The following is a 22,611-nucleotide window of genomic DNA, read 5'->3' as shown; positions in this document are numbered from 1 at the left end:
TCCCCGGCTATAGATTTTATGTATAAAACCTCTGGTACAAGGGGCCTTTAGAAAACTATCGTCTGCCTAATTTTGATTTACACCTAATGTGCTTTCGCACAAAACAGCAAACGTTCACAAAGTTGCAAAAAGATGCAAACTTGCTATATCGTTCACAAAACTGAAAATACGGTCAAAAACAGCATTACGGTTAGTTCTGGCACAACTGCGCATCTTCGTGCAAATTTTCACCAAAATAAAAAAGAGCTGCGTGTGCAGCTCTCTTCGTTCATTCCTTTATTGGTTCGCCAGGATGGTTGCTATTTTATCTTCTATTTCCTTTCCTTTTGACGCATCCACCATATTATTTAACATGATTGAAAAAATTAGGTTATCTCCGCTTTTTGTCTTCACATAACCGGATAAAGAGCTCACCGTGGAAATAGATCCTGTTTTCGCTCTGATATTTCCCATAGCAGGTGCATGTTTCAGCCTGTTTCTTAATGTACCTCCAACCATCCGGTCACTAGCTCCAGCTACAGGCAATGAATTCAAATAGGAAGAAAACCATTCTTCATCCTGCACTGAGTAGAGCAATTTGGTTATCTCGTTTGGCGGAATAAGATCTACATGCGAAAGTCCTGAACCATCTCGCAGGACGAGTGTTTTTACATTTACACCGTATTTAGGAAGCTCTTCTTTAATAACTTCAAGCCCTTTCGACCAGCTGCCTTCCTCTTTTACCACCTTGCCCATTTCTTTGACTAAATGTTCAGCATGAGTATTGTTGCTTAGTTTCATGAAGGGAACAAACATTTCATTTAGTGACATGGATTCATGTGTGTTAACATTCTGTGCTCCTTCTGGCGCTGTTCCTTTCTTTTCTTTTCCAATTATCTTAATTCCCTGTTCCTCTAATGAGTCCTTAAATACATCCAGTGTATATCCGGATGGTTCCCAAACAGCGATCCACTTTTTAACGGGTGCTGCTTTTAAAGGGATGGTTCCTTCGACTGTTATTGTGTTGGTGCCATGCTCGCGGACAATACTTACTTTTTTAGTACCTCCTTCAGCCACTGTTTTCGCATTATTAACGATTTTTACATAATCCGTTTTAGGAGTTAATTCGATTGAAGCTGCTTTTCCGGCCGATTCACCTCCATTTATATTTACAATAACGGTCCCTGCATCATAATCTTCGTTCGGTGACAAAGTAAGAGCCGAGATCTGCGCTCCGTAATATTCCATTTCATCGCTCCAAGGTAAGTCCATGGAATAGCGGGAATCATCGTACCAGGAATCATCACTGATTAAATTTCCGTAAATCAGCTTCACTCCCCTGTCTTTTAACTTCTTTGCCATGTTATCCAGATCTTTCTCAAGAAGAGTAGGATCTCCTTTTCCTTTTAAATATAGATTGCCTTTAAGTATTTTTCCCTTTATACTGCCGTCGGTTAATAATTCGGTTTTAAATCTATAATCCTCGCCAAGAGCGGCTAATGCAGCTGCACTAGTCAGCAGCTTCATATTAGAAGCTGGACGCAGACGCAGATCCCCGATATGGTCATACAGCAAATTGCCTGTATCAGCTGAGCGGATACTCACTCCTGCCAGAGCTCCCTGCAGCAGAGGATCATTATTTAACAGCGTATTTAATTCATGGGCCAGGGGACTCCCAGCTTCATCGGCTTTCACTCCTTCTTCTTTTTCGTGGAAGAAAGGTATAATTACCGAAAACGCAATAACCAAGGTCACCAGAACTATTTTTACCTCTTTTTTCAAAAACATTTCACCTCCATATGTAATGAATAAGATTTCTTTATTCAAACATCATTTTCCTTTATTTTGCAGATGAGGAAAAAGTAGTGTTTTTATGTTTATCCTAATATATACAGTAAACCCTAAAAAAAGGCCGGGTAATAGGGACAGTCCCCAATAAAAACACAAGTAAAACCGCTGCCTATTTAGAGGCAGCGGCTCAGGGAAATAGGGGACTGTCCCCTGTTATTGGTAATCCATTTCACTTAAGGAGTCCATGTTGCTTGCGATCATGGCAATGATTGTGCTAGCTTCTTCTTTGCTGAATATGAAGTTTGTTTCGTCCTTGATGAGTTCGTCATCATCTGTCCAGATGCGGTTTACTCTTCGGAGGACGCCATCTCCAGTTTCTTGTACAATCCCAAATTGGTAGGTAACTTCCACTTCATCTTCTTCCATATAGGCGGTAACTTCTGGTGTTTCCCACTCTACATCAATCTGCTGCAGAACTTCCGTGTCGTCATCATCTTCTCCGAGGTAAACTGTTTCTGTGTCACCATCGAAATCATCTTCTGCATATTGATATTCGACTTCAAAATCATCATCATCTGCTGAAGCAGCAAAATCTTCATCTTCGTCTACAAAGCTTACATCGTCCACTTCACCGTTTACGTAATCGTGAAAGCCTTCATGAACGGCATCTATGATATCTTCTATATCAGATAAAACGATTTTTACGGGACTTAGCATTTCAGCCTCAAAGGAATCAGTGTAGAATTCTTCATTAGCTGGATCATAATTTAACGTAAAGAAATAATCTCTGCCTTCAATATCATCTTCATCTTCTGTCTCAACATAAAATTCGATTCGAGGGTGTTTCGAACCTCTCTCGACACTCATATATCCCATCTGATCATATTTCTCACAAATAGACTCTAGGTGTTCCTGCAATTCACCAGCTACTCGATCAAACCATTCTAATGACATTGTCATCCCTTCCTTTCTACGTGTTCTAATATATTATTGCCGCCTTTTCCCGCTATCCTCCTGACAGATAAAGCCAGAAAGCAGCTAATTAAAAAACGTATATGCAGGTTGAAAAAATTAGGAATTTTTTGGCCCTGTTAAACGTGCCTGTTGATTGCAGCTAGCAGGCACTCGCTTTCCTCGGGGCGGTCCGGGAGCTTCCTCGGCAGTTGTGCCTCTGGGGTCTCCCTTGGCCCGCATATCCGTTCCAATCAACATAATGCGATAATCAACAATGAAATTTAACACAGACAATTTATAAAAAATACAGTCCTAGAAGGACAGGACTGTACTATGTTCACTCTTGTTCACGATCATGCTGATACTCGTTTAAATACTGGTTTTCGGTCGTTGCAAAGTTGACCGATTCCAGGCTTTCTTCAGGCTTGAGGCCGAACAATTCATTCACACGGCCCTCTGTTTCTTCAATGATATTATTACGTGGTTTCATATATAACACCCTATACTTATGGTTCCTGGTTTACATTTCTCCAGGTTCGAAGGTTTTACAATCCGTTTCACGGCTGTTGTCTGCACGTTCACCAGTATGACTTACAACATAAATCTCAGTTGCTGCACACTTTAAACCGCCAACATTATGAACACAATTAGCAACTTCACATAATACATCCTGTGCCATTATGATCACTCCCTTCAAGATTAGCATCACCAAGCTTTTTGAGTACCATCCCATGCAAGTGTTTACAATTTAGGCTTGAATACATTAGGCGAAACTGGGTTAATAGTGCTCGTTTAACCATAAGGTAGCAGCTGCTATAAACTTTTCGGCTGATGGAGGCAGATGCTTTAAAGTTAAGGCCCCTATACCGATAGAAGCAAAGGCTTGATCATCAATGAGAGGTATATTTCTTATTCCGTCAGGCATGCTATGCAGAGCGATTTCAGGGAGTATAGCTGTACCAATTGAATTTTTAACCATCGAAATAATGGCCTGCTCATCGTCCAAGTGAAAGGAAATTTTTGGGTTCATTTTATTTCTTTTAAAAACCTTATATATTTTTTCGCGAGTCGAATTCTGGAGAATCAACTTTTCTTGCTTGAGTCTTTCTGGCTTTATCGAAGGCTCGCTGCTTAGCGGATGGGAATCGGGAACAATACAATATAACGCTTCCCGTTTCAAATGAAAAATCTCAATTGCTTCCGAAGCCGGCAGTAATAAAAAACTAAAATCAATAATGCCTTGTGAAACCCATTGAGCTAATTCCTCCTGCTTTCCTTCCATAATTTCTACATTGATATGCGGATATTGCTCCATGAATTTTTTAAGTATCCCAGGAAGCCATACTGCAGATATGGATGAAAAGGTGCCTAAGCGGACTGTTCCTATTTCTAGTCCTTTTATCTCACCGGCTTCCTGCCGCATTTTTTCGTTTATATAGAGAATTTCTCTTATGTATAAAAGCATTCTTTCTCCATTAGCTGTAAGCTTGATTCCTGCCTTATTACGTGATAATAAAGAAAAACCCATTTCCTTTTCAAGACTCGATATAGCATGGCTCACGCCTGATTGAGAAATATTTAATGCTTCACTTGCTTTTGTAAGACTGCCTAGTTCTACAACTGTATGAAAAATCTCGTATTTGCCAATCGACAAACTCATCCCTCTTTACATTACTTTTTTTCATAATATAACATAAATAATGAATTTATTTCATTATTATCCCGTATCATTCTCCATAAAATAATTAATATCGACAAACTGCCCTATAATCTCAACAGACATTCGGCTTTTCTGGAAAAGTGATTACTTCTGGACGAAGAACAGACAGCTCTAAGTACGCTGTTTTTAACTTCTATTTCTTATCGACCTGACTTTCACCCAATTTAGTACAGCTTTATTCAAGCTTTACTGCGACAAAATTTTCACTCTAATTAATTTTTCACTGTACCCACCCTCATTTAAAAAAGAAGGTGCCTTGATTTAATTTTGAGGTCACCGGTTAACTGCATTAAACTCTTTTAATTATCTATATTATCGTGTACAGTTTTGCTTTTGGCTTTCCTTTTACTTAGTGCAGTAAGTATTAAGACGATGGCTCCGCGGTAGCCGGAGCAGTTCCTTTTCTTTTAACTTCAGGTATTTCAGAATAATCACTTTCCCCATTGATCTGTGTGTGCCCGGTCAATATCCATTTTGAATAAAAGCTGCAAAAATCTGTATCTGTATTTATTTCGATAGAGTTACCCCTTTTAAGACATGATCCCAAATGACATTATGGCTAGGATTTTGACGAGGAACTTCAACCAAACAAATCCCATCTACACTACAATTTAAATCTTTAACTCCTTGTAAACCATCAACGGGCTGCATAAACAATATGCGAAACTTTCCGTTTGTTATTTCAGACAAAATAGATTGTAATTCAACCTTTTCTTCAAAGCTTGATGTTCCCCATTCGTATCTAATAAATAAAGTAGATTGACTTTGTCCTATTACTGTAAGGAATCTATGGATACGGTGATTTAGCTTTTCTTTAAAGGAGGGATATTGCACAGTCCATTCTTGATTAGCAATCATTGGAAAATCATGAACTGAATCAATATTATAAAACGTATCAGTAATAAAATGTGCTTTAGCAGGTTCAGTTCCTCCCTGTTCAAGAACAACATTTCCTTCATCAACAAAATGAGCCAGTATATCCTTCTTAATCATATTTTCCAGCTTCATATATCCCTCAAATTTATTTTTTAACAATCTATTTACATCCGGTAGAGTAGGGGATTGAACCCAATCAAGTGGAAATGAACTTTTTCTTAAATTTAGCCGTTTTAAGTGAAGTGCCGGACCACACCAACTGCCTAATCCGACTACAACATCATAAGACCCTTGTATGTCCCGTAAATTTATATGAATCACTCCTCTGCTTTCCATATTCTATGTGAAATTTATTCTATTCGATTGGATAAAGAGGAATTTTAAAAAAATATACATGGGGAAAAGTAGGTTATATCGCCGTTTTAACCTGTTGCTATCCTGGGGCCTCCCTGAGCAGAAGAAGAGAGACTGCACCCAGCAGCCTCTCTTCAATTATTTAGGGTATATGATTTCATCAATTATCCCGTATTCTTTCGCTTCTTCTGCACTCATGAAATAATCTCTATCGGTATCTTTTGCTACTTTTTCAATTGGCTGTCCGGTACGATCGGCTATGATCTGATTAATATGCTCCCTTAGCTTTAAGATGCGTCGGGCGGATATTTCAATTTCAGTCGCCTGCCCTCTCGCTCCTCCAAGCGGCTGGTGAATCATGATCTCACTATTAGGCAGGGCACATCGTTTCCCCTTCGTGCCCGCGAGCAGCAGCATCGCCCCAAAGGATGCGGCCATTCCTGTACAAATCGTCTGTATCTCAGGTTTGATATGCTGCATCGTATCAAAAATGGCGAAACCGGCAGTTGTGGAGCCGCCAGGGCTGTTGATATAAAGCGAAATATCTTTTTCTGGATTATCGGCCGCTAAAAAAAGGAGCTGAGCGACTACACTATTGGCAACATGATCATTAATCTCTTCACCAATCATGATAATCCGGTCTTTTAATAAACGGGAATAGATATCGTAGGACCGTTCTCCGCGGCTTGATTGTTCTAAGACATAAGGAATTGTACTCATTATACATCCTCCTATATTCGTTTTTATGGCTAGGCAGCCATTGAGAGAGCGAATTCAGGAGAGAACGCAGATTTCATTACCATTGTTGGTGTATGTGTAAAAGTCTTAAGTGAATGTAAGTCAGAAATATGACGGATAAGAATAGAGGGATCCTGTTTTTGCAAAGATTGGTGAATTAGAGCTGTGAGTTTTTCTTCTTCTTTTTCTTCCCACAAATGTTCCGGTTTCCATTCTTTCGTTTCTCCTTCATCTGCAGCAAGCCTTTTTTTGGCACGGTGCAGTGCGGATTTAATGGAAACCTCATTGGAGTTCATCAAATCGGCAATCTCATGTGATTTGTATTGAAATCCTTCTTTTAATAATAAGATTACTGCCTGCTTTGGCGTTAATCTTTTGATGAGCAGGTCAGTCATTTCAAGGATTTGCGGAGATTCATAACGCTCTTCTGCAATTGCATTCTCCATGACGGTTTCCTTATTCCTTTTCCGAGTCAAATCGATCCACTGATTGTAGGCAATTTTTTTGAGCAGAGAAGAAGTAAGCTCGGTTTTATGTGCATAACTTTGCATGGCTTTTAGCACAGCTTCTTGAGCGATATCTTCCCCATCCCACTTATTTTGGGAAAGAAAGCAGCAATATTTGACAAGCCCGGGAAGCACCTGTTCCATATCAATATTTATTACACTTTCCGTCTCTTCATGCTTTTCTACTTTTTTGCTGTTCATATTCATACACTCCTTTAGCACCCTCTCACTTATATAACGTTTGAAGGAGGATAAAAAGATACGGGGCTTTTATATTTTTTATTTATTTTATACTTGTTAGGGTTATTTTTGCTACACTTAGCACATTCGGTGCTTCTTGATTCAGGCTAAATATACAAAAAACAGCTATTACTGGTGTAAAAGCTGTTTTCGGAATAAAAGCCAAATTTAAAATTCTTGAACCCGCCTGTAAAACACGAAGTATTTCTGCCCCATGAAATTTAAGACAGTATATAACAGGGAACCTATCAATACCGCTGTATTTTGGGCTGAAGTTCCAGGAGTGAAAGCCAGCATACTCTGTACGTTTTCTGCTAGCATACCACTTACAGAGTATGAAAGAAAATAACAGATGACAATAACCCCGGCAAACCTAAAGGCACTTTTCCCATAAGAAACGCTGCTCTTAAACGTAAAGGCTCTATTTAGAAAAAAACTGGCCACAGCTCCTATTGCGTTTCCGGCAAGCGTAGAATACCAGTAACCGACTCCAAGGATATTCATCAATATCAATATGGATGAAAGCCCTATCAGCGTATTAACAATACCGACCAATAGAAAACGGATAAATGGACTAGTTAGTTTCAGGCAGTTTTTTAAGATTAAGGGTATACGCCTCATGATCCAGCCCCTGTGAATTAGTCTGCCTGCCCGTAATCGGCAGGAATGGATTAAAATCAATTATATATTTTGGCCGTCCCTTTGATTCTTTATATATTTTTCCAATATATTCACCAATCAGCCCCATTGCAATCAGCTGCAGGCCTCCCAGGAGCCAGATGGAGGTGATGAGGGATGTCCATCCTGTTGCTGTCTCGCCAATCAGCTTTAGGATGAGAAAGTAAATCCCGCAGGCACAGCTCCCAAAAAAGGATAAAAATCCGATTAATAATACCATCCGAATAGGCGTAACTGAAAATGAAGTAATTCCGTCAAAAGCAAATGCAAGCATCTTCTTCAAAGGATACTTCGTTTCACCTGCAAGTCTCTCTTTACGGTCATAATAGACGCTCGCAGATTGAAATCCAATCAATGGTACAATTCCCCGCAAAAACATGTTTACTTCCTGGAACTTTTCCAGCTCCTGTAAGGCTCTTTTGCTCATTAATCTGAAATCAGCGTGGTTATAGACAAGGTTAACTCCCATTTTTTTCATTATTGAATAAAACATTTCGGCCGTTTTGCGTTTAAAGACAGTATCAGTATCGCGCTTTCTCCTAACTCCATATACAATTTCACAGCCATCTCTGTATTTAATGATAAATTCACGAATAACATCCGTATCATCCTGTAGATCGGCATCGATCGAGATCACACAGTCAGACACTTCCTTGGCGGAGTTTAAACCTGCCAGTAAAGCATTCTGGTGGCCGACATTCCTTGATAATTTAAGTCCTTTTATCATCTGATTGTGTAAGCTCGCTTTATAGATGAGCCTCCAGGTGTTATCGCGGCTCCCATCATCGACCAATAATATACGGCTTGAGCTGGCGATTAGGTTTTCGTCGACTAAATTTCGCAGGACTTTTTCAAGTTCCGTTATAGTTTGCGGCAATACTTGTTCTTCATTGAAACAAGGAACAACTATGGTAAGCACCGGTTCAATCATATTAAGCGTCCTCCAGTTGTAGTGTTTTCCGGTATGCTGAATTAAAGCTTCACTTGGTACAAATAAATTTTCCAGGCTGCTTCTTTTGAGGTAAAGCTTTTTACAAATTGCAAGTGATTTTCTTTTGCATTAGAAATAGGAAGTGCAGAAAAGATATACTCACCCCCAAGCTCTTTGAAAGGCTTCATATTTAACTGAAGATTAGTGAGCTTTTGTTTTGAATCTTTCTTAATCATATAGCGCTTTTCCAGCTGAGAAGTAAAAATATAGCACCTTCCGCCCCAGGTATCGAAATATTGTTTGATGTACTTATTCTTTGCCAATTCTTTTTCAATTATTTTCCGAAATTGATACTTATAGGCTAAAGGATAGAAATTATTATATGTATCTAACGTATAAAACCCATTATACTGGGCGATTGCAGGGTGGATGCCAATACTGGCAACCCGGTATTCTTTTTGAGGCCGATCTATGTATTTGTTAATTTCCTTAAACACATTCTCAGCGTAAAATTCTTTAACAGTCGGTTTCGAATGGTAGATGATTTCATCATTGAATCCAGCGAGAACCGCTAATTGAAAGATAATAAAGAAGGAAGCGATTCTTTGCGAAAAAACCTTATGAATCCAGAGAATTCTTAAAGCCTGCGCAAAAAGGATATAGAGAATCAGCGGCCTTAAAAAATGAAATCTCGCAAAATTAAAGGTGTCCAGAAAATGGAACTTCTTTGTTAAAGGCACCCAGCCCTTATAAAACCAAAAAGCATACCAGAAAGATAACGCTAGATTTAATGCCATCAAAAACAGAAAGCGTTTTTCCTGTTTCCATTGTTTTTTTGCCAGCACGGCGTATAAGGCAATGAGCGTAAGCGGAAGAATAATCAACCCATGCACGGTCATCACATGGGTATGCCCTAATAGATAATTTTTTACTGATAATCGGAGAACTCTCCACATAGAAAGACGGGCATGAAAATATTCGTCCCTGCTGTTCGGTTCACCTGCGAGGAAAAAAGATGAAACCAGCCGGTATTCTACCAGAAAATAAATGGACGTCATGAATAAGACAGCCCCAAGAAATGTAAGATTCCAGCCCTTTCCCCTCATAACGTCTGTGATCCAAAGAAGACCCATTGCAAACAAAAAAAAGAAAAATCCGAGTACAAAGCTTGAATATAAAGGCAAAAAGGCGAGTATCAGCCAATTTTTTATGTCTCTTTCACCATTTCTGATATTTAAAAAAGCATAAAGAGCCAGCGGCATTCCTAGAGTGCTAAGCATTCCCGAAGGCCAGAAAGGTGTCAGTGCGAATGCCAGTGCAGCACCCACCCGGATTAATCCCCACTCTTTCTTATCAATAAAATGCTTTTTCAGCAGAAAATACATCCCAAAGAAAGCAGCCATTCTGGTTATCGCTTGATTAATCGTATACGCAGCCATAGTCGGGAGATAAGCATAAAGCATAACAATCCCGCTCCACTCAGTTCCAAAAGCATTTCTTGGAAGGCCGTTGATGATTTGGGGAATGACTGCGTTCAAGCTCCCAAACATCTTTCCGCTCTCTGCTAAAACCCTATACCATGCCAAATTAGAATCCAAATTATCATGAACGCGGATATGAGCATTCTCACCCAAAATAACAAGCGGTGACAAATAAAGCAAAATAATCATGATAGCCAAATAAACCAGTCTGCGTTCATTATTAAAATGTAGAGAGACCACCTTTGACCACCTCATCCAAAATTCTTCTGTGCTAATAACATGTGTAACAAACTGAAAAATATTCCTCATTTATGCTATTTATGGGGACTGTCCCCCATTTCCCAGGGCACTGTTATGCAGGGGGCTGCTCTAAGCTCGGGGACAGTCTTTATTTCCCGAAATAAAAAAATCCCTGTCAAGGGACAGGGATTTTCGTTAGTGTGCAGGAAGGACAGATAAAAGGTGCTGAATAAATGCTGGAGACTCTAATCGGACTGCTGCAGAGGGAGGTTTTATACGTTTAGCCCCTTCTACAGGCATGCCGTACCATAAATACCGCTGATCAATGATGATACATGGAAAAGGAATATCATAGGCCAAATAATGATCAGCATCAGATATAAGATGGCTGCCGTCCTTTGATATTACAGTAGTCTTCACTCTGCTTCCTTTACTTTTAATAATGTCGGCCCATTCCTGTGTCAGCGTAGACCCGGCAGGCAATGAAAAGATCATAGAACTTCCTGCGCCAGCCACATCTTTTTTTACCTGCTCCAGATTTCTGGCATGAAACCATTGCATTTTAGGATTCTGATGAACAATCCACTTTCCTATATCCTGCTGGGATACAGTATGGCCATGTTCATCTTGATAATTTGAAAGCTGTCTGATCGTCTTACTCCCATAAACAGTGCTTCTTAAAAACTGCATATCACTTACATGAATAAATTTACTTTTACTTCGGGTAACTGCTACATTAATCAGCCGCTCGCTGTCTTTTCCGATTACGAGCATACCAGGCCGGCTTTGAGGCCAGGTATCTACAGTATCAAATATCATCTGCTCGCGTTCGCTTCCCTGAAAACGATGCACAGTTGCTGCAATAATGTCAGCTCTCGATTGTTCTTCCTTATATAAGTCCTCTAATAATACCCCCATTAGTGCAGCTTGTGCACGATAAGGCGTAACATACCCGAGCGACCTTGCTCCTGCTGTATAAGCTTCATGTATGGCTTGAAAAGATAAAAAAACATGCCAGAGATTCATTCTCGAGCTGGATATCCGATCGGTGATGCAATGCTCTCCGGAAAAACTGGAATCAAGCAGTACGGATGCTTTTCCTGGAAAAGGGGCGAGACCGGTATTTTTTTCCCGGCTGTCTCTTACCCCTTCGTAGTCAGAAACAAGGGACTGGTAAATAAATTTATTTGTAAAAGCAGAAATATCCGGATGCATTCTTCTTTGTTTATCCAGAAGAAAAAGCTGTGCGTGCAGCTTTCCCTCTCTTACTCCGGCTGTCACTCCTGCTTCCTGATAAATATCTGTCTTAAGCCATTTTTCCACGAGAGGATGCCGGGAAGAAGCGATGGGCGGCAGCTGCATGAAGTCACCGCAAACAATAATTCTTTTTCCAAGAGTAGCGGCAAATGCAGCCTGGGGAATATAAGCCTGGCTGATTTCATCTACAATAACGATGTCATAGGTTCTCTCGTAAACAGCAGGATCACTGGCTGCTTTAGCCAGAGTAGTGCCAATAATTTCAGCATCTTTAACAAACTGGAGTTCTTTAACCCTGACCTTTTCCAGAACACTGGCAATTTTCGTTTCAAGATCAAGAAGCCGGCTTGAATCTCTTTGACTGAAGGAACCGGATAAATCTTGCTTTAACCCTTTTCTTTCTTCTAACAGTTGTACTCTCTTTTCCGCTAGAGACGGGTGCCTTTTTTCAAGAAGATTTTGGACCGTTATGCTCTCATCCAGATTTTCATTCGCATTAGAGCCATAACGAAGAATATCGCCCTCTTTAAATTTATCCTTCTTTTTCAGGAAAGAGGATATTTCAGCCATCAGCACATCAACAGCCTGATTGCTGTGAGATAAGATTAGCACCCGAAGATTTTTGCTATATTTATTGGCAGCCACTCTCGCCAGCGTATACGTTTTACCAGTTCCTGGAGGCCCCCATACAAAGGTAGCAGGATTATACTTGGATCTTAAAATGAGTTCGTGCAAATTATTTTTAATTTTATCCGTTGGGTGCTTTGCGGTCACGTCAGGATTCATTAAATGTTTGATTCGGCTGCGCTTCTGCTTGCTCTCTTTCATTTCATCAAATCTAGAAGATAATTCATCCAGCAGCTTCCATGGATCATAATACAGAAACGCCTCATCGATTAGATCTCCCATGGATTTTGTAAAAGAGATAATCGCGCTCTTTCCTTCAGATGAAAGAAGGCGGCCTTCCTCACTCATACTGCCCCATTCCAGCCTGAGAACGCTCCCAGACGGAATTCTCAGGAAATCGGACGAATCAAAATAATATGTATATTCCCCGCCTCCTGAAAGCAGCCTGCCGTTTTTCACAAAATATTTAGTACTTCCATACTTTTTGAGATGAAAAATTTCTGCTCGTAAGGCGTTCTGCCACTCAGAAATATATTTCCTAGTTGAAATCATGCATGATCTTCCTCTAAACAAAAAAGGAGTGGATCCATAGCGAATATGGCCTTCTCCTTTCAGCTGAAATTTTGGCGGTTTTTTCGTTAAAAACCACATTTTTTTACTATACCATTTTCTGTGAATGATTTACAGGTCTGGCCAAAGAGTTTCTCCTATTGCTAAAACCTTCAGCATGCTGTTAGACAGTTCCTGTTTTTCCCAATGTGTTTTCAGCCTTTCCAAAGCTTCTGGACCCGTGTCATCAGCAAGCCGGTAAGCACCATAATGCATAGGGATAAACAGCTTTCCATCCAATTCCTTGAATGCTTTAATAGAGTCTTCAGGGTTAATATGGGAAACAGACATAAACCATTCTGGTTCATATGCTCCAATCGGCATTAAAACAATATCATTCTGGAACCTGGATGCAATTTCCTTAAAACCGCGAAAATAACCTGTGTCACCAACAAAATAAATAGACCGAAAAGGTGGAGAGGCCTCCAGAATCCAGCCTCCCCAATGGGAAGTGTTCGTATCTCTAAGAGATCTCTTTGTCCAGTGCTGAGCGGGCACAAAAGAAATTTTCAGTCCGTGATGAGAAAAGGAATCCCACCAGTTCGCCTCTATAATCTTATGATAGCCTCGTTTTGTAAAAGCTCCCTTTAACCCTATAGGGACATAAAAAACTGGTGTTCCCTTCAGCTTTTTGATAGACCCGAAATCTAAATGGTCATAATGGCCATGGGAAATCAAGACGATGTCGATTGTTGGGAGAGATTCTATTGGCAGCCCAGGCTCGGTCAGTCTCTTTTGTACTCCCATTCTGCCCGCCCAAACCGGATCGGTAAGGATATTTAGTCCAGCCATTTGAATTAGAAAAGTTGAATGGCCTATCCAGGTTATTGAACCCTCTGTTTTATTATTAAATAACCGGGATGCCTCTTTGTTTTCCGCTTGGGGAATATGATTGGTTAAATCCTTCTTTTTTGCACGCCGTTCTTTGGCCCAGCGCATTATGTCTTTAACGCCTTTTGTGTTATCAATTCCATCCAGATTGGAATAAATTTTCCGCTTCATCTGCAAGCTCCTCTTATTCTTTGTAAGCACATTAAATCACATTTTTTATCTTAATAAAATAAAAAGGTAGATTAGTCCAGCTATTATAGTGGTACAAAATAAGAAACGACCAGCTAAGGGAGATGAATGAAATGGAAACAACTAAACAAACTTATTTCGTTGATGTATCGAACGGAGAGATCCTTGAAGCCCCAATTGATGGAAGCCCAAATTTTAGAATATATGCTAATGCCGAAGAATTGGCGGAACTTCGCATGTGGTTTACTCAAAACTATGATGATGATATGAAAACCTTTGTAAGATCCCACGTTCCATACGTTGAACCAAGTAAAGCCTCACAAAATGAAAAATATGAGTCATCACTAAAACACATCTACTCGATCATCTATCAATTAGGGGATGAAGAGGCACGGAGATTCATAGAACAGCAGCAAATACTAAACCTCGATTTTCAGGGACCAAATGATGATGTAGAAAAACTAAAGCAATAACAAATAAGGGACTGTCTTGTTTCCGCAAAGATCTTACAGGAGACTTTGCGGGGACTGCCCCTTTTTTCCAGTCAGCTTATTCGCTTTTCTGATGTTTGATTCTTCATCACAAAAATAAAAAGGTCCACAAAATGCGGGTCCCATTGCGTCCCTTTTCCATCTTCAAGAATGGACAAAGCTTTTTCGACAGGCATTCCTTTTCGGTACGGACGGTCAGAAGTCATGGCATCATAGGCATCAGCAACGGCCATTATTCTTACGAATAAAGGAATTTCTTCTCCTTTTAAACCTTCAGGATAGCCCTTCCCATCATAACGTTCATGATGATACTTCACTCCAGGAAGCAGCGGCTTAAGATCATTTGGAAGATTAACCTGTTCAAGTATATTTGCTCCTATAACAGGATGCAGTTTAATTTGCTCAAACTCTTCATCGGTTAATCGGCCTTCTTTAAGCAGAACAGCATCTCGAACACCGATCTTTCCAATATCATGTAAAAGAGAGGATTTTTTTAACAAATCAATCTGAGTGGGATCCAGCTCGGCCTTTTCACCAATTAATACCGAAAATTCCGCTACCCGGTTTGAATGCCCGGCAGTATAAGGATCCCTTGCATCAAGGGTTGCAGCGAAGACCGTATAAAAGCTCTCAAGCAGAGAATCGTTCCTCTGGTCTCTATCCTTAATTCCTTTCACCATCGTATTAAAACCGGTGACCAAAGTGGCATATTCATCTAAATAGATATTAACAATCGGATCCATATGCCCCTCTTCCACTTTTGTAAATCGCTGCTTTAAGACTTCAATTGGTTTATTTATATTTTCATATAAAAGTAAGCTGCTGAATGCAGCTAAAGAAACAATAACGGCAAGATCCGTTACAGCCCATTTCCAATAAGAACTTAAATCCCCCGAGCTCGTTTGATTCAGCTGAATACCAGAGGCCAGGATAAAACCTAATATAGGAAATACCGCAATGAACACGGAGCTGTATATAAGCTTTCCTTTAATAGTGATAAGATTTTTAAGAGGAAGAGATAATTTTTTCCCATAAGCCTCTGATCGTTTTATTATATCTGTTACTACCGGAACGATTGAGCGGTAAGTGAGAAAAAATTCAATAAGAGCATGCATAACAGCTACTAATAAAGCTCCCATCCATGCGAGGCCGATAAAATAGATAGGAAAATCAAGATAACCCAATTTGATAAAAATTAAGGCTAGCAGACTTGCCGGCAGGGACAAGCCTAACAAATGAGGGCCCAATATTCGTTTAACCGTTAATACGGGAAATGTATGAATCGTGTGAAATGCATTCTCTAATAAATGAAAAGCAGGATTGTCCTCTTTATAAAGTTCATTCAGGGGCTTAATGTGTTTCAGATATACCGAGTATTCACATAGCAGCATGATAAGCATGGAAACACACATGACCACCAACAGATATTTAACCTCTGATATTTTGAAAACAAAATGAAAGCCGGAAGCAAAATTGCCTCCCGGCTTATGTGCCCTATTTTGTTAAAATATAAGTCTATATATGCGGTTCAAACAACACTCTAGTTGTAAAGGCTAGCGTCCGACAATTTTGGAAACTGCCCCAAATAAACTTATCCTATATCATTCACTTTGTTTATCTTATTTTTTTCGACTACTGTTTGTAAAAAATCTCTAATTTGCTTTAAGTCTTCTTCCTGTAAGGGAACTCCATCCCAATGTAATTCCCTGCTATGAAGGAATACTTTTGCATTATGGCTTGAAGGTTCTTTTCTCTCTCTTTGGTCTGTTAAATTTAGAAGATAATCCACAGAAACTCTATAGTAATTGGCAAATAAGCTAAGTTTATCTAATGAAGGCTGTCTAAATTCCGACTCATAGCCGGCATACGTTGACTTAGCAATGCCCACAATTTTTGCAGCTTTTTCCATTGTAAGACTGCTTTCCAATCTTAGTTCTTTTAATCTTTCACCGTATCCTAACATATATTCACCTTAATCTTTATCCTATATTTGTTTTCTTGATAAGCGATATTAACTCATGCTTCATATGCATTAATTTCCCTTCAATTAAATGATTATAACGGCTGAACATTCTCATTTCCTTTATGGTAAAAGTCTTAATTTTCTCCGAAAACATGACCGTATGTCCAATCATTACATTTCCGTGTTTCACAGGGCTGCAGCATATAGAATGGTAGCCGCTCTTCAAAAGATCGGCTTTATGGTTTAGTGAAATAATATCCTCGCCCCTTGCAACGTCGGGTATGGGAATAATTCCTTTCACATAAAGAGGTATGTCATCCCCTTGAGCGATATCATTAACAGCTGATAAACCATTTGAATACTCGTTATAATGGTTTGAAACGCGCGAAGTGGCACCATTCCAAAGCCTTTTTTCATCCTCATCATACAAGTATATACCGCACTTTAAGCCTGTAAAGTTATGTTCCATTAAAGAAGTGAATTGACTTAGCTTAAATTTAATATTAAGTGCCATTAAATCATTTTCACTTATTAATTGTTCTTCAAATAGTTTAACAAAAACGGCAGATAAATCCTTATTATTTATCAACATTGGATCTATACTAGCTAGTGATTTTTTTATTTCCTTAGTATATCTGAATTTCTGCAGCGATTTAGCCATTTCGTCCATTGTGTCTACCCCATATTTCATCACTTTACCTATAAAACTAGGAAAATTTAATATTACATTAAGTTCCCTTTTTGTTGATAGAATAAACAGTCAATTTCAAGGGCTTTGCCATCTTAGAGTTGATAGGAGTTCTGAAGCCTTATTGCCTAATTATTTTATATTTTTAATATAAGTAATTGGATTTTCTTCAGTGAAAGCACTGTCTGGCAGACCGGAAGAATTATGTAATTGAACAGAAAGCTTTTTAACCATTTTGGCAATACTCACCTTTGCCTTCTCGTTCAAGAAAAATTGTAATCCGTACTGAAATACTTCACTTATTTCTTGTTTCCAAACTATATGGCCAATAAGTTGTACATTCTGCCCCATTACCCTCGTATCAAATTGTAATTCAAGGTCAGGACGAACAGGCAAGTTAATATTCGTCAGAAATCTCAGACCGCCCAGCCCAATATCTTCGATTAGCGTCTCAGATTTCCCGACTGAAACCTTTTTACCCTGTATTGAAGTTAACGTCATTTCCGCACGAAGAGGCAGCGGCAGAGAAACTCGATCATATTTTCTTCTGTTAGCTATAGCTTCAGATTGAGAATGATACTTGGAGGGCTTAAGAGTTTCTTTTTTCAACAGGCTTTGAAATTCCTTTTCTGGGACAGGCTTACTGAATAAAAACCCTTGAATCTCCTCACATCCTAATTTTTGCAGAAAAACTAACTGCTCTGGAGTTTCTACCCCTTCCGCCACTACCCTCATTTTTAATCCTCTTGCTAAAAATATAATGGATTTAGTTATGATTTTATCACTATCAGATTTTGATATTTTTTGGATAAAGGACTTGTCTATTTTAATTGTATCAATTGCAAAACGGTTAAGATAAGTAAGAGAGGAATATCCTGTTCCAAAGTCGTCTAAGGCAAAACGAATTCCAATTTTCTTTAAGGAATCTATCGCTGATTCTACAACTTCTTCATGCTTAATTAATGTAGATTCTGTAATTTCAAATTCTAGCAGCCTAGGGTCCGTATGAGTCTCTTCTATAAAATCAATTATATTTATAACCCAATCATTCTTTAAGAATCGTTTCGCGGAAATATTAATGGATATAGGCACTAATGGTGCATCTCGTTTCTTCCATTCATTTATATAATTACAGACCTTAATCAAAACCCAATCACCTATATCAAGAATGAGATCACTTTTTTCTGCAATTGGAATAAACTCACCCGGGGAAATAAGCCCCCAGGTCGGGTGATTCCAGCGTATTAACGCTTCAGCACTTACTATTTTTCCCGTACCTGCTTCTACCCTCGGCTGGAAATGAAGTATGAATTCATCATTCTTAATGGCATTTCTCAGGCTGCTTTCGATGGAAAATGCTTTGTATGTTGCAATGTTTAAGGAAGATGAATAGATTTGAAAATTATTTTTCCCTTTATCTTTTGCCAGATATAATGCAGCATCCGCATTTCTTAGTATAACTTCTTTTGTTTTTCCATCAGTTGGATAAGTACTGATTCCGATGCTTGTTGTCACAAAGATTTCAAAATCATGAATATAAAAAGCCTCTTTCATTGCATCAAGAATTTTACGTGCCAATGTAACTGGTTCATCTAGGTTAATAAAATTCCACAAAATGATTCCAAATTCATCTCCGCTAAGTCTGGAAATTGAAGAAGAATCATTCAGGATATTTAATATTCTTTCACTAAATTTCTGCAATAACTGATCAGCAATTGTTATTCCAAGTGTATCGTTAATATTTTTAAAACGATCTAAATTGAGGTAAATAATAGAGAATTTTTGGTTTTTCTTATCTTGAATACATGTAATTAAAGATTCTATTTTTTCTTCAAACCATCTGCGATTAGGCAATTCTGTTAAATAGTCATGATATGCTAAGTGCCTAATCTTCTCTTCATATTCCTGATGTTCAGAAATATTGGAAATAATGCCGTCAACGCGAATAAGGTTACCGCAGGAATCAAGGACGGGTATCGTTTGATCCTGCAGCCAGCGTACGTTTCCGGCTGGATCTAAGATTCTATAACGGTGCTGTATAGACTCTCCTCTTTTTAATTTTGTCTTGATATTTGAATATGCAGCAGCATCGTCTTTATGGATAATAGACTCCCATGACATCTTTTTAAAATCTTCCGGCAAGTAACCCGTTACATCTTCTATTCCTGGTGAAAGCAGTAAATATTCCTTCTTCTCGACGTCAAAGGACCAAATTCCAACTTCCAAATTGCTATATATATTTTTAAACCTTGCTTCACTTGCTGAAAGCCTTGTTTCAGCAATTTTACTTTTCGTTATATTTTGAATAATTCCGATTAGCCGAACAGGTGTGTCATTTTCATCTAAGATCACATCGGCAGTTTCATTCACATAAATAATGGAACCATCCCGATGAAGGATTCTGTATTCAGTCATGTATCTTTCATGTCCGTTTTCAATGGACTTTTCTACAATATTGCGGACATGCTCTTGGTCTTCAGGATGAATATAACTCAGAACATTGTTAAAAGAAGGGACGAAATCCTCCGTTTTATCAATGCCGAAAATTTTATAGGTTTGATTTGACCAGTAAGCCTCATCCTCAATTATGTCATAGTCCCAACTCCCAATATTTGCAGCCACTTGGGCGTTTTCAAGGCTGTTTTGAATTTTAATTAATTCATTTTGGTTTCGAATATAAGATGTTATATTTTTAGCGATACAATAAACACCAAGAACTTGCTTATCATAATTAACAATCGGAATATAAGTGAATTCAATATTAATTTGGGTCCCATTCCTATGTAATACCTCTCCTTGATAACTGAAGGCTTTACCTTCCAGTACAAGTTGAAAGACCCTGTTTCTTTTGAGCTGGCATTCTTTTGTAAAATATCTGCTGAATTCTCCTTTTAAATCCTTATCTTCATATCCGAATATTAATTTAACCGAATGATTGTAGCTTAGAATATGCCCATTTGTATCAATCATAAAAACCGCATCTGGATGATGATCAAATAATTCATGAAATAGTTCTTTATTAAAAGTAGACTCAGCATTTGGAAAGAAGGTACCCAAAGGGGCAGGAATGAGTGTATCCTTCAGATTTTTTAAAGAATTAATAATCTTCACCTTTTGTTTTGCCTCCTTAGATGTGGGATTTCATAAAGTTATTGAATTATTGGAACAATATGTTTATAAAGCATTAGACTTGCCTCTATTTAAAAGTGACAAGATAAGTTCTATACCTGCCGTAATTTAAAGAAATTTTCCACTTTTAAGTTCTCAAAAAGAGAACTTAAAAAATATTATATATTTGGAATTTTAAGTTGGAAAGGATTATTGTTAATAATTTACTTCAACTATCTTATAATGAGCAAAATGACCTAGGAGAAGAACTAATCTTTATTCCCTGCTAGATACAGCTGTTTCATCCGGCTAAAATTCCTGTGAGATAGGGAGTGTTAAATAGTTTTCATGTTATGAGAATCACTTTTCTGAAGAATAAAAATAGTGGATTTTTTTAGGTGTGAATATAATTAGTTAGAGGTATATTGGGGGAGAATTTTAACTTTACAGTTTTAGGATGATAAATTTGTACTAAGGGTCGTAATCTTCCTAAGCTGCCATAATGATTTTGCACACTATATAAATCCGAATTTGGGTGGAATACTAAAATAGGGAAACCTATTTTAAAGTTTCCCTTAATACTGCCCGCAATTCTGGCTGTTTTTATCCTAAACGTGCTATTTTTCTACTGCCTCGCACCAGGCTGTAAATTAAGAAAAATTAAAGTAATTTCTTTTCAACAACCGGGGAAGTGCCATTAATTCATCATAGGTAAGCACCTTAGGCAATTTTTTGGTATCTATTAAGAATAATTGGTCTTCAATTTCCGTAACCAGTTCATCAGTTTGATAATTCATTCCGCACCCTGCACAGGAAATCGTGGGCGTTTCTCTTATCTCGATGGCTCTTGTTCCGTCAGGGAGTTCCCAGTAAACAGCAGCTTTTGTCATTATTGCTCCTTCTGCCTCACACCAAGCACACTTCATTTATTATTCCACCTGCCTGTGACGGTTACTTCTTTAGTCTGCTGGGAAAGGAATTTCTTCTCCTTGAGCTCGTCTCTTTTTCCTCTCTTGCTTTTTAAGCTGTCGTGCTCAGGATTTTCCTTATATGCTTCCCGTTTATCTATCCTTGCGAGTCCTTCTGGAACAATATTAAACTTCGAATCATCCATTAAGGATAGAATTCCTGTAGTATTATAGTTCTGATACAGTTCAGGGAACTTTTCTTTAAAATAGGAATCTGCTTTGCCAGCCTGGTATTCCTGGGGTTCGGGATATGAGGTAATCACTCCTTCAAAATTTCGAAGCACCACCTTATTTGCACTCTGTGAAATAATATAGTTGGGCTGAAGCGGAATTTTCCCTCCTCCTCCTGGAGCATCTACAACAAATGTCGGCACTGCATATCCGGATGTGTGCCCTCGGAGACCTTCCATGATCTCCAGGCCTTTGCTGATGGGTGCTCTGAAATGGCCGATTCCTTCTGAAAGGTCACATTGATAAATATAATAGGGACGGACTCTGATTTTAACAAGATCATGCATGAGTTTACGCATGATCGGGACACTGTCATTAATTCCCGAAAGAATAACCGCCTGGTTTCCAACTGGTACACCTGAGTTTACCAGTATTTCGCAAGCGCGCTTTGACTCCTCCGTAATTTCAATCGATGTATTGAAGTGCGTATTCAGCCAGACAGGATGATATTTTTTCAGGATATTACACAGATTTTCTGTTATTCGCTGAGGGAAGACGACTGGCGCTCTGGTTCCAATCCGGATAATTTCAACATGCCCAATTTCCCTAAGATGTTTAAGGATATATTCTAAAATATTGTCATTAATTAAAAGTCCGTCTCCTCCAGAAATAAGAACATCCCTAACCTCTTGGGTTTCGCGGATATATTGAATGGCGGCATCCAGCTGTTTCTTGGGTACACCCATGCCAATTTGTCCAGAAAATCTTCTTCGTGTGCAATAACGGCAGTACATAGAGCATTGATTTGTAACAAGAAAAAGAACTCGGTCAGGATACCGGTGGGTTAATCCTGGAACAGGTGAATCTTCATCTTCATGCAGAGGATCCTCCAAATCATATCTTGTTTTGCTCACTTCACTTGAAATCGGAACAGACTGCATACGGATTGGACATCTTGGGTCGGCTGGATTCATTAAAGAAGCATAGTAAGGTGTAATGTTTAAGGGAATCGTCTTAGTCGCAATGCGAACGCCTTCTTCCTCATCAGACGTAAGGTTTACCACCTTTTTTAAATCATCGAGCGTTTTAATCGTATTGGTCAGCTGCCAGATCCAATCATTCCATTGTTCTTCTGTAACATCCTTCCATAGCTCGATTTCACTCCAATGCCGGTCAGGCTTAAATAAATGATATTGCATGTATAACCCTCCAAGATTTATT

The 22,611-nt window shown here is 38.8% G+C and carries 20 protein-coding genes; 1 reads left to right on the top strand and 19 read right to left on the bottom strand.

What is annotated here, in order from left to right; translation table 11 throughout:
- Positions 1 to 276 precede the first annotated feature (276 nt).
- From dacB to JOC77_RS02920, 13 genes are all read right to left on the bottom strand, one after another.
- A complete protein-coding gene (gene dacB / locus JOC77_RS02980; RefSeq protein ID WP_239558592.1) occupies positions 277 to 1,761 on the bottom strand; it encodes a D-alanyl-D-alanine carboxypeptidase/D-alanyl-D-alanine endopeptidase in 1,485 nt (494 codons plus the stop codon).
- A 222-nt stretch (positions 1,762 to 1,983) separates the two neighbouring features.
- Complete coding sequence (locus JOC77_RS02975; RefSeq protein ID WP_204538369.1) at positions 1,984 to 2,724, bottom strand: hypothetical protein; 741 nt, start codon at positions 2,722 to 2,724, stop codon at positions 1,984 to 1,986.
- Positions 2,725 to 3,061: 337 nt separating this feature from the next.
- On the bottom strand, positions 3,062 to 3,214 hold the full coding sequence (locus JOC77_RS02970) for a hypothetical protein (protein ID WP_204538366.1): 153 nt from the start codon (positions 3,212 to 3,214) through the stop codon (positions 3,062 to 3,064).
- 30 nt (positions 3,215 to 3,244) lie between these two features.
- Positions 3,245 to 3,403 (bottom strand): DUF1540 domain-containing protein, encoded by a 159-nt coding sequence (locus JOC77_RS02965; protein WP_204538363.1) that lies wholly within the window; start codon positions 3,401 to 3,403, stop codon positions 3,245 to 3,247.
- Positions 3,404 to 3,502: 99 nt separating this feature from the next.
- Positions 3,503 to 4,378: a LysR family transcriptional regulator gene (locus JOC77_RS02960; RefSeq protein ID WP_204538360.1), complete on the bottom strand. Its 876-nt coding sequence runs from the start codon at positions 4,376 to 4,378 to the stop codon at positions 3,503 to 3,505.
- A 573-nt stretch (positions 4,379 to 4,951) separates the two neighbouring features.
- Positions 4,952 to 5,641 (bottom strand): DUF1796 family putative cysteine peptidase, encoded by a 690-nt coding sequence (locus tag JOC77_RS02955; protein ID WP_338047165.1) that lies wholly within the window; start codon positions 5,639 to 5,641, stop codon positions 4,952 to 4,954.
- 171 nt (positions 5,642 to 5,812) lie between these two features.
- Entirely contained in the window at positions 5,813 to 6,394 is a 582-nt protein-coding gene (gene clpP / locus JOC77_RS02950) for an ATP-dependent Clp endopeptidase proteolytic subunit ClpP (protein WP_204538356.1), read from the bottom strand.
- Positions 6,395 to 6,423: 29 nt separating this feature from the next.
- Complete coding sequence (locus JOC77_RS02945) at positions 6,424 to 7,119, bottom strand: sigma factor-like helix-turn-helix DNA-binding protein (RefSeq protein ID WP_204538353.1); 696 nt, start codon at positions 7,117 to 7,119, stop codon at positions 6,424 to 6,426.
- A gap of 207 nt (positions 7,120 to 7,326) precedes the next feature.
- Positions 7,327 to 7,779, bottom strand: a complete 453-nt coding sequence (locus JOC77_RS02940; protein ID WP_204538350.1) for a GtrA family protein — start codon at positions 7,777 to 7,779, stop codon at positions 7,327 to 7,329.
- A complete protein-coding gene (locus JOC77_RS02935) occupies positions 7,733 to 8,767 on the bottom strand; it encodes a glycosyltransferase family 2 protein (protein ID WP_204538347.1) in 1,035 nt (344 codons plus the stop codon). The genes JOC77_RS02940 and JOC77_RS02935 overlap by 47 nt, the downstream gene beginning before the upstream one ends.
- Positions 8,768 to 8,808: 41 nt before the next feature.
- Positions 8,809 to 10,503 (bottom strand): DUF6044 family protein, encoded by a 1,695-nt coding sequence (locus JOC77_RS02930; protein WP_204538344.1) that lies wholly within the window; start codon positions 10,501 to 10,503, stop codon positions 8,809 to 8,811.
- A gap of 180 nt (positions 10,504 to 10,683) precedes the next feature.
- Positions 10,684 to 12,924, bottom strand: a complete 2,241-nt coding sequence (locus JOC77_RS02925) for an AAA domain-containing protein (protein WP_204538341.1) — start codon at positions 12,922 to 12,924, stop codon at positions 10,684 to 10,686.
- 129 nt (positions 12,925 to 13,053) lie between these two features.
- Positions 13,054 to 13,983, bottom strand: coding sequence for an MBL fold metallo-hydrolase (locus tag JOC77_RS02920; protein ID WP_204538338.1), 930 nt, complete (start codon positions 13,981 to 13,983; stop codon positions 13,054 to 13,056).
- Between the two features lie 131 nt (positions 13,984 to 14,114).
- On the opposite strand from JOC77_RS02920, the gene JOC77_RS02915 reads away from it, so the two are divergent.
- Complete coding sequence (locus JOC77_RS02915; RefSeq protein ID WP_204538335.1) at positions 14,115 to 14,474, top strand: hydrolase; 360 nt, start codon at positions 14,115 to 14,117, stop codon at positions 14,472 to 14,474.
- A 71-nt stretch (positions 14,475 to 14,545) separates the two neighbouring features.
- On the opposite strand, the gene JOC77_RS02910 is transcribed toward JOC77_RS02915, so the two are convergent.
- From JOC77_RS02910 to kamA, 6 genes are all read right to left on the bottom strand, one after another.
- Complete coding sequence (locus tag JOC77_RS02910; protein WP_239558562.1) at positions 14,546 to 15,892, bottom strand: HD-GYP domain-containing protein; 1,347 nt, start codon at positions 15,890 to 15,892, stop codon at positions 14,546 to 14,548.
- Between the two features lie 191 nt (positions 15,893 to 16,083).
- Entirely contained in the window at positions 16,084 to 16,455 is a 372-nt protein-coding gene (locus tag JOC77_RS02905; RefSeq protein ID WP_204538333.1) for a helix-turn-helix domain-containing protein, read from the bottom strand.
- Positions 16,456 to 16,471: 16 nt separating this feature from the next.
- Positions 16,472 to 17,125: a GAF domain-containing protein gene (locus JOC77_RS02900; RefSeq protein ID WP_204538330.1), complete on the bottom strand. Its 654-nt coding sequence runs from the start codon at positions 17,123 to 17,125 to the stop codon at positions 16,472 to 16,474.
- Positions 17,126 to 17,275: 150 nt separating this feature from the next.
- Positions 17,276 to 20,254: an EAL domain-containing protein gene (locus JOC77_RS02895; protein ID WP_204538327.1), complete on the bottom strand. Its 2,979-nt coding sequence runs from the start codon at positions 20,252 to 20,254 to the stop codon at positions 17,276 to 17,278.
- A 647-nt stretch (positions 20,255 to 20,901) separates the two neighbouring features.
- The gene (locus tag JOC77_RS02890; RefSeq protein ID WP_204538324.1) at positions 20,902 to 21,177 is read right to left on the bottom strand and encodes a YokU family protein; all 276 of its coding nucleotides are present in this window, start codon (positions 21,175 to 21,177) and stop codon (positions 20,902 to 20,904) included.
- Positions 21,174 to 22,589: a lysine 2,3-aminomutase gene (kamA, locus tag JOC77_RS02885; protein WP_204538321.1), complete on the bottom strand. Its 1,416-nt coding sequence runs from the start codon at positions 22,587 to 22,589 to the stop codon at positions 21,174 to 21,176. Before kamA ends, JOC77_RS02890 begins: the two co-directional genes overlap by 4 nt.
- Between the last annotated feature and the right edge of the window lie 22 nt (positions 22,590 to 22,611).

Source organism: Peribacillus deserti (assembly GCF_016909175.1).
GTDB classification, from domain to species: Bacteria; Bacillota; Bacilli; order Bacillales; family DSM-1321; genus Paraperibacillus; species Paraperibacillus deserti.
The sequence above is the reverse complement of the archived record's forward strand: the minus strand, read 5'-3'. Positions and strand labels throughout refer to the sequence as shown.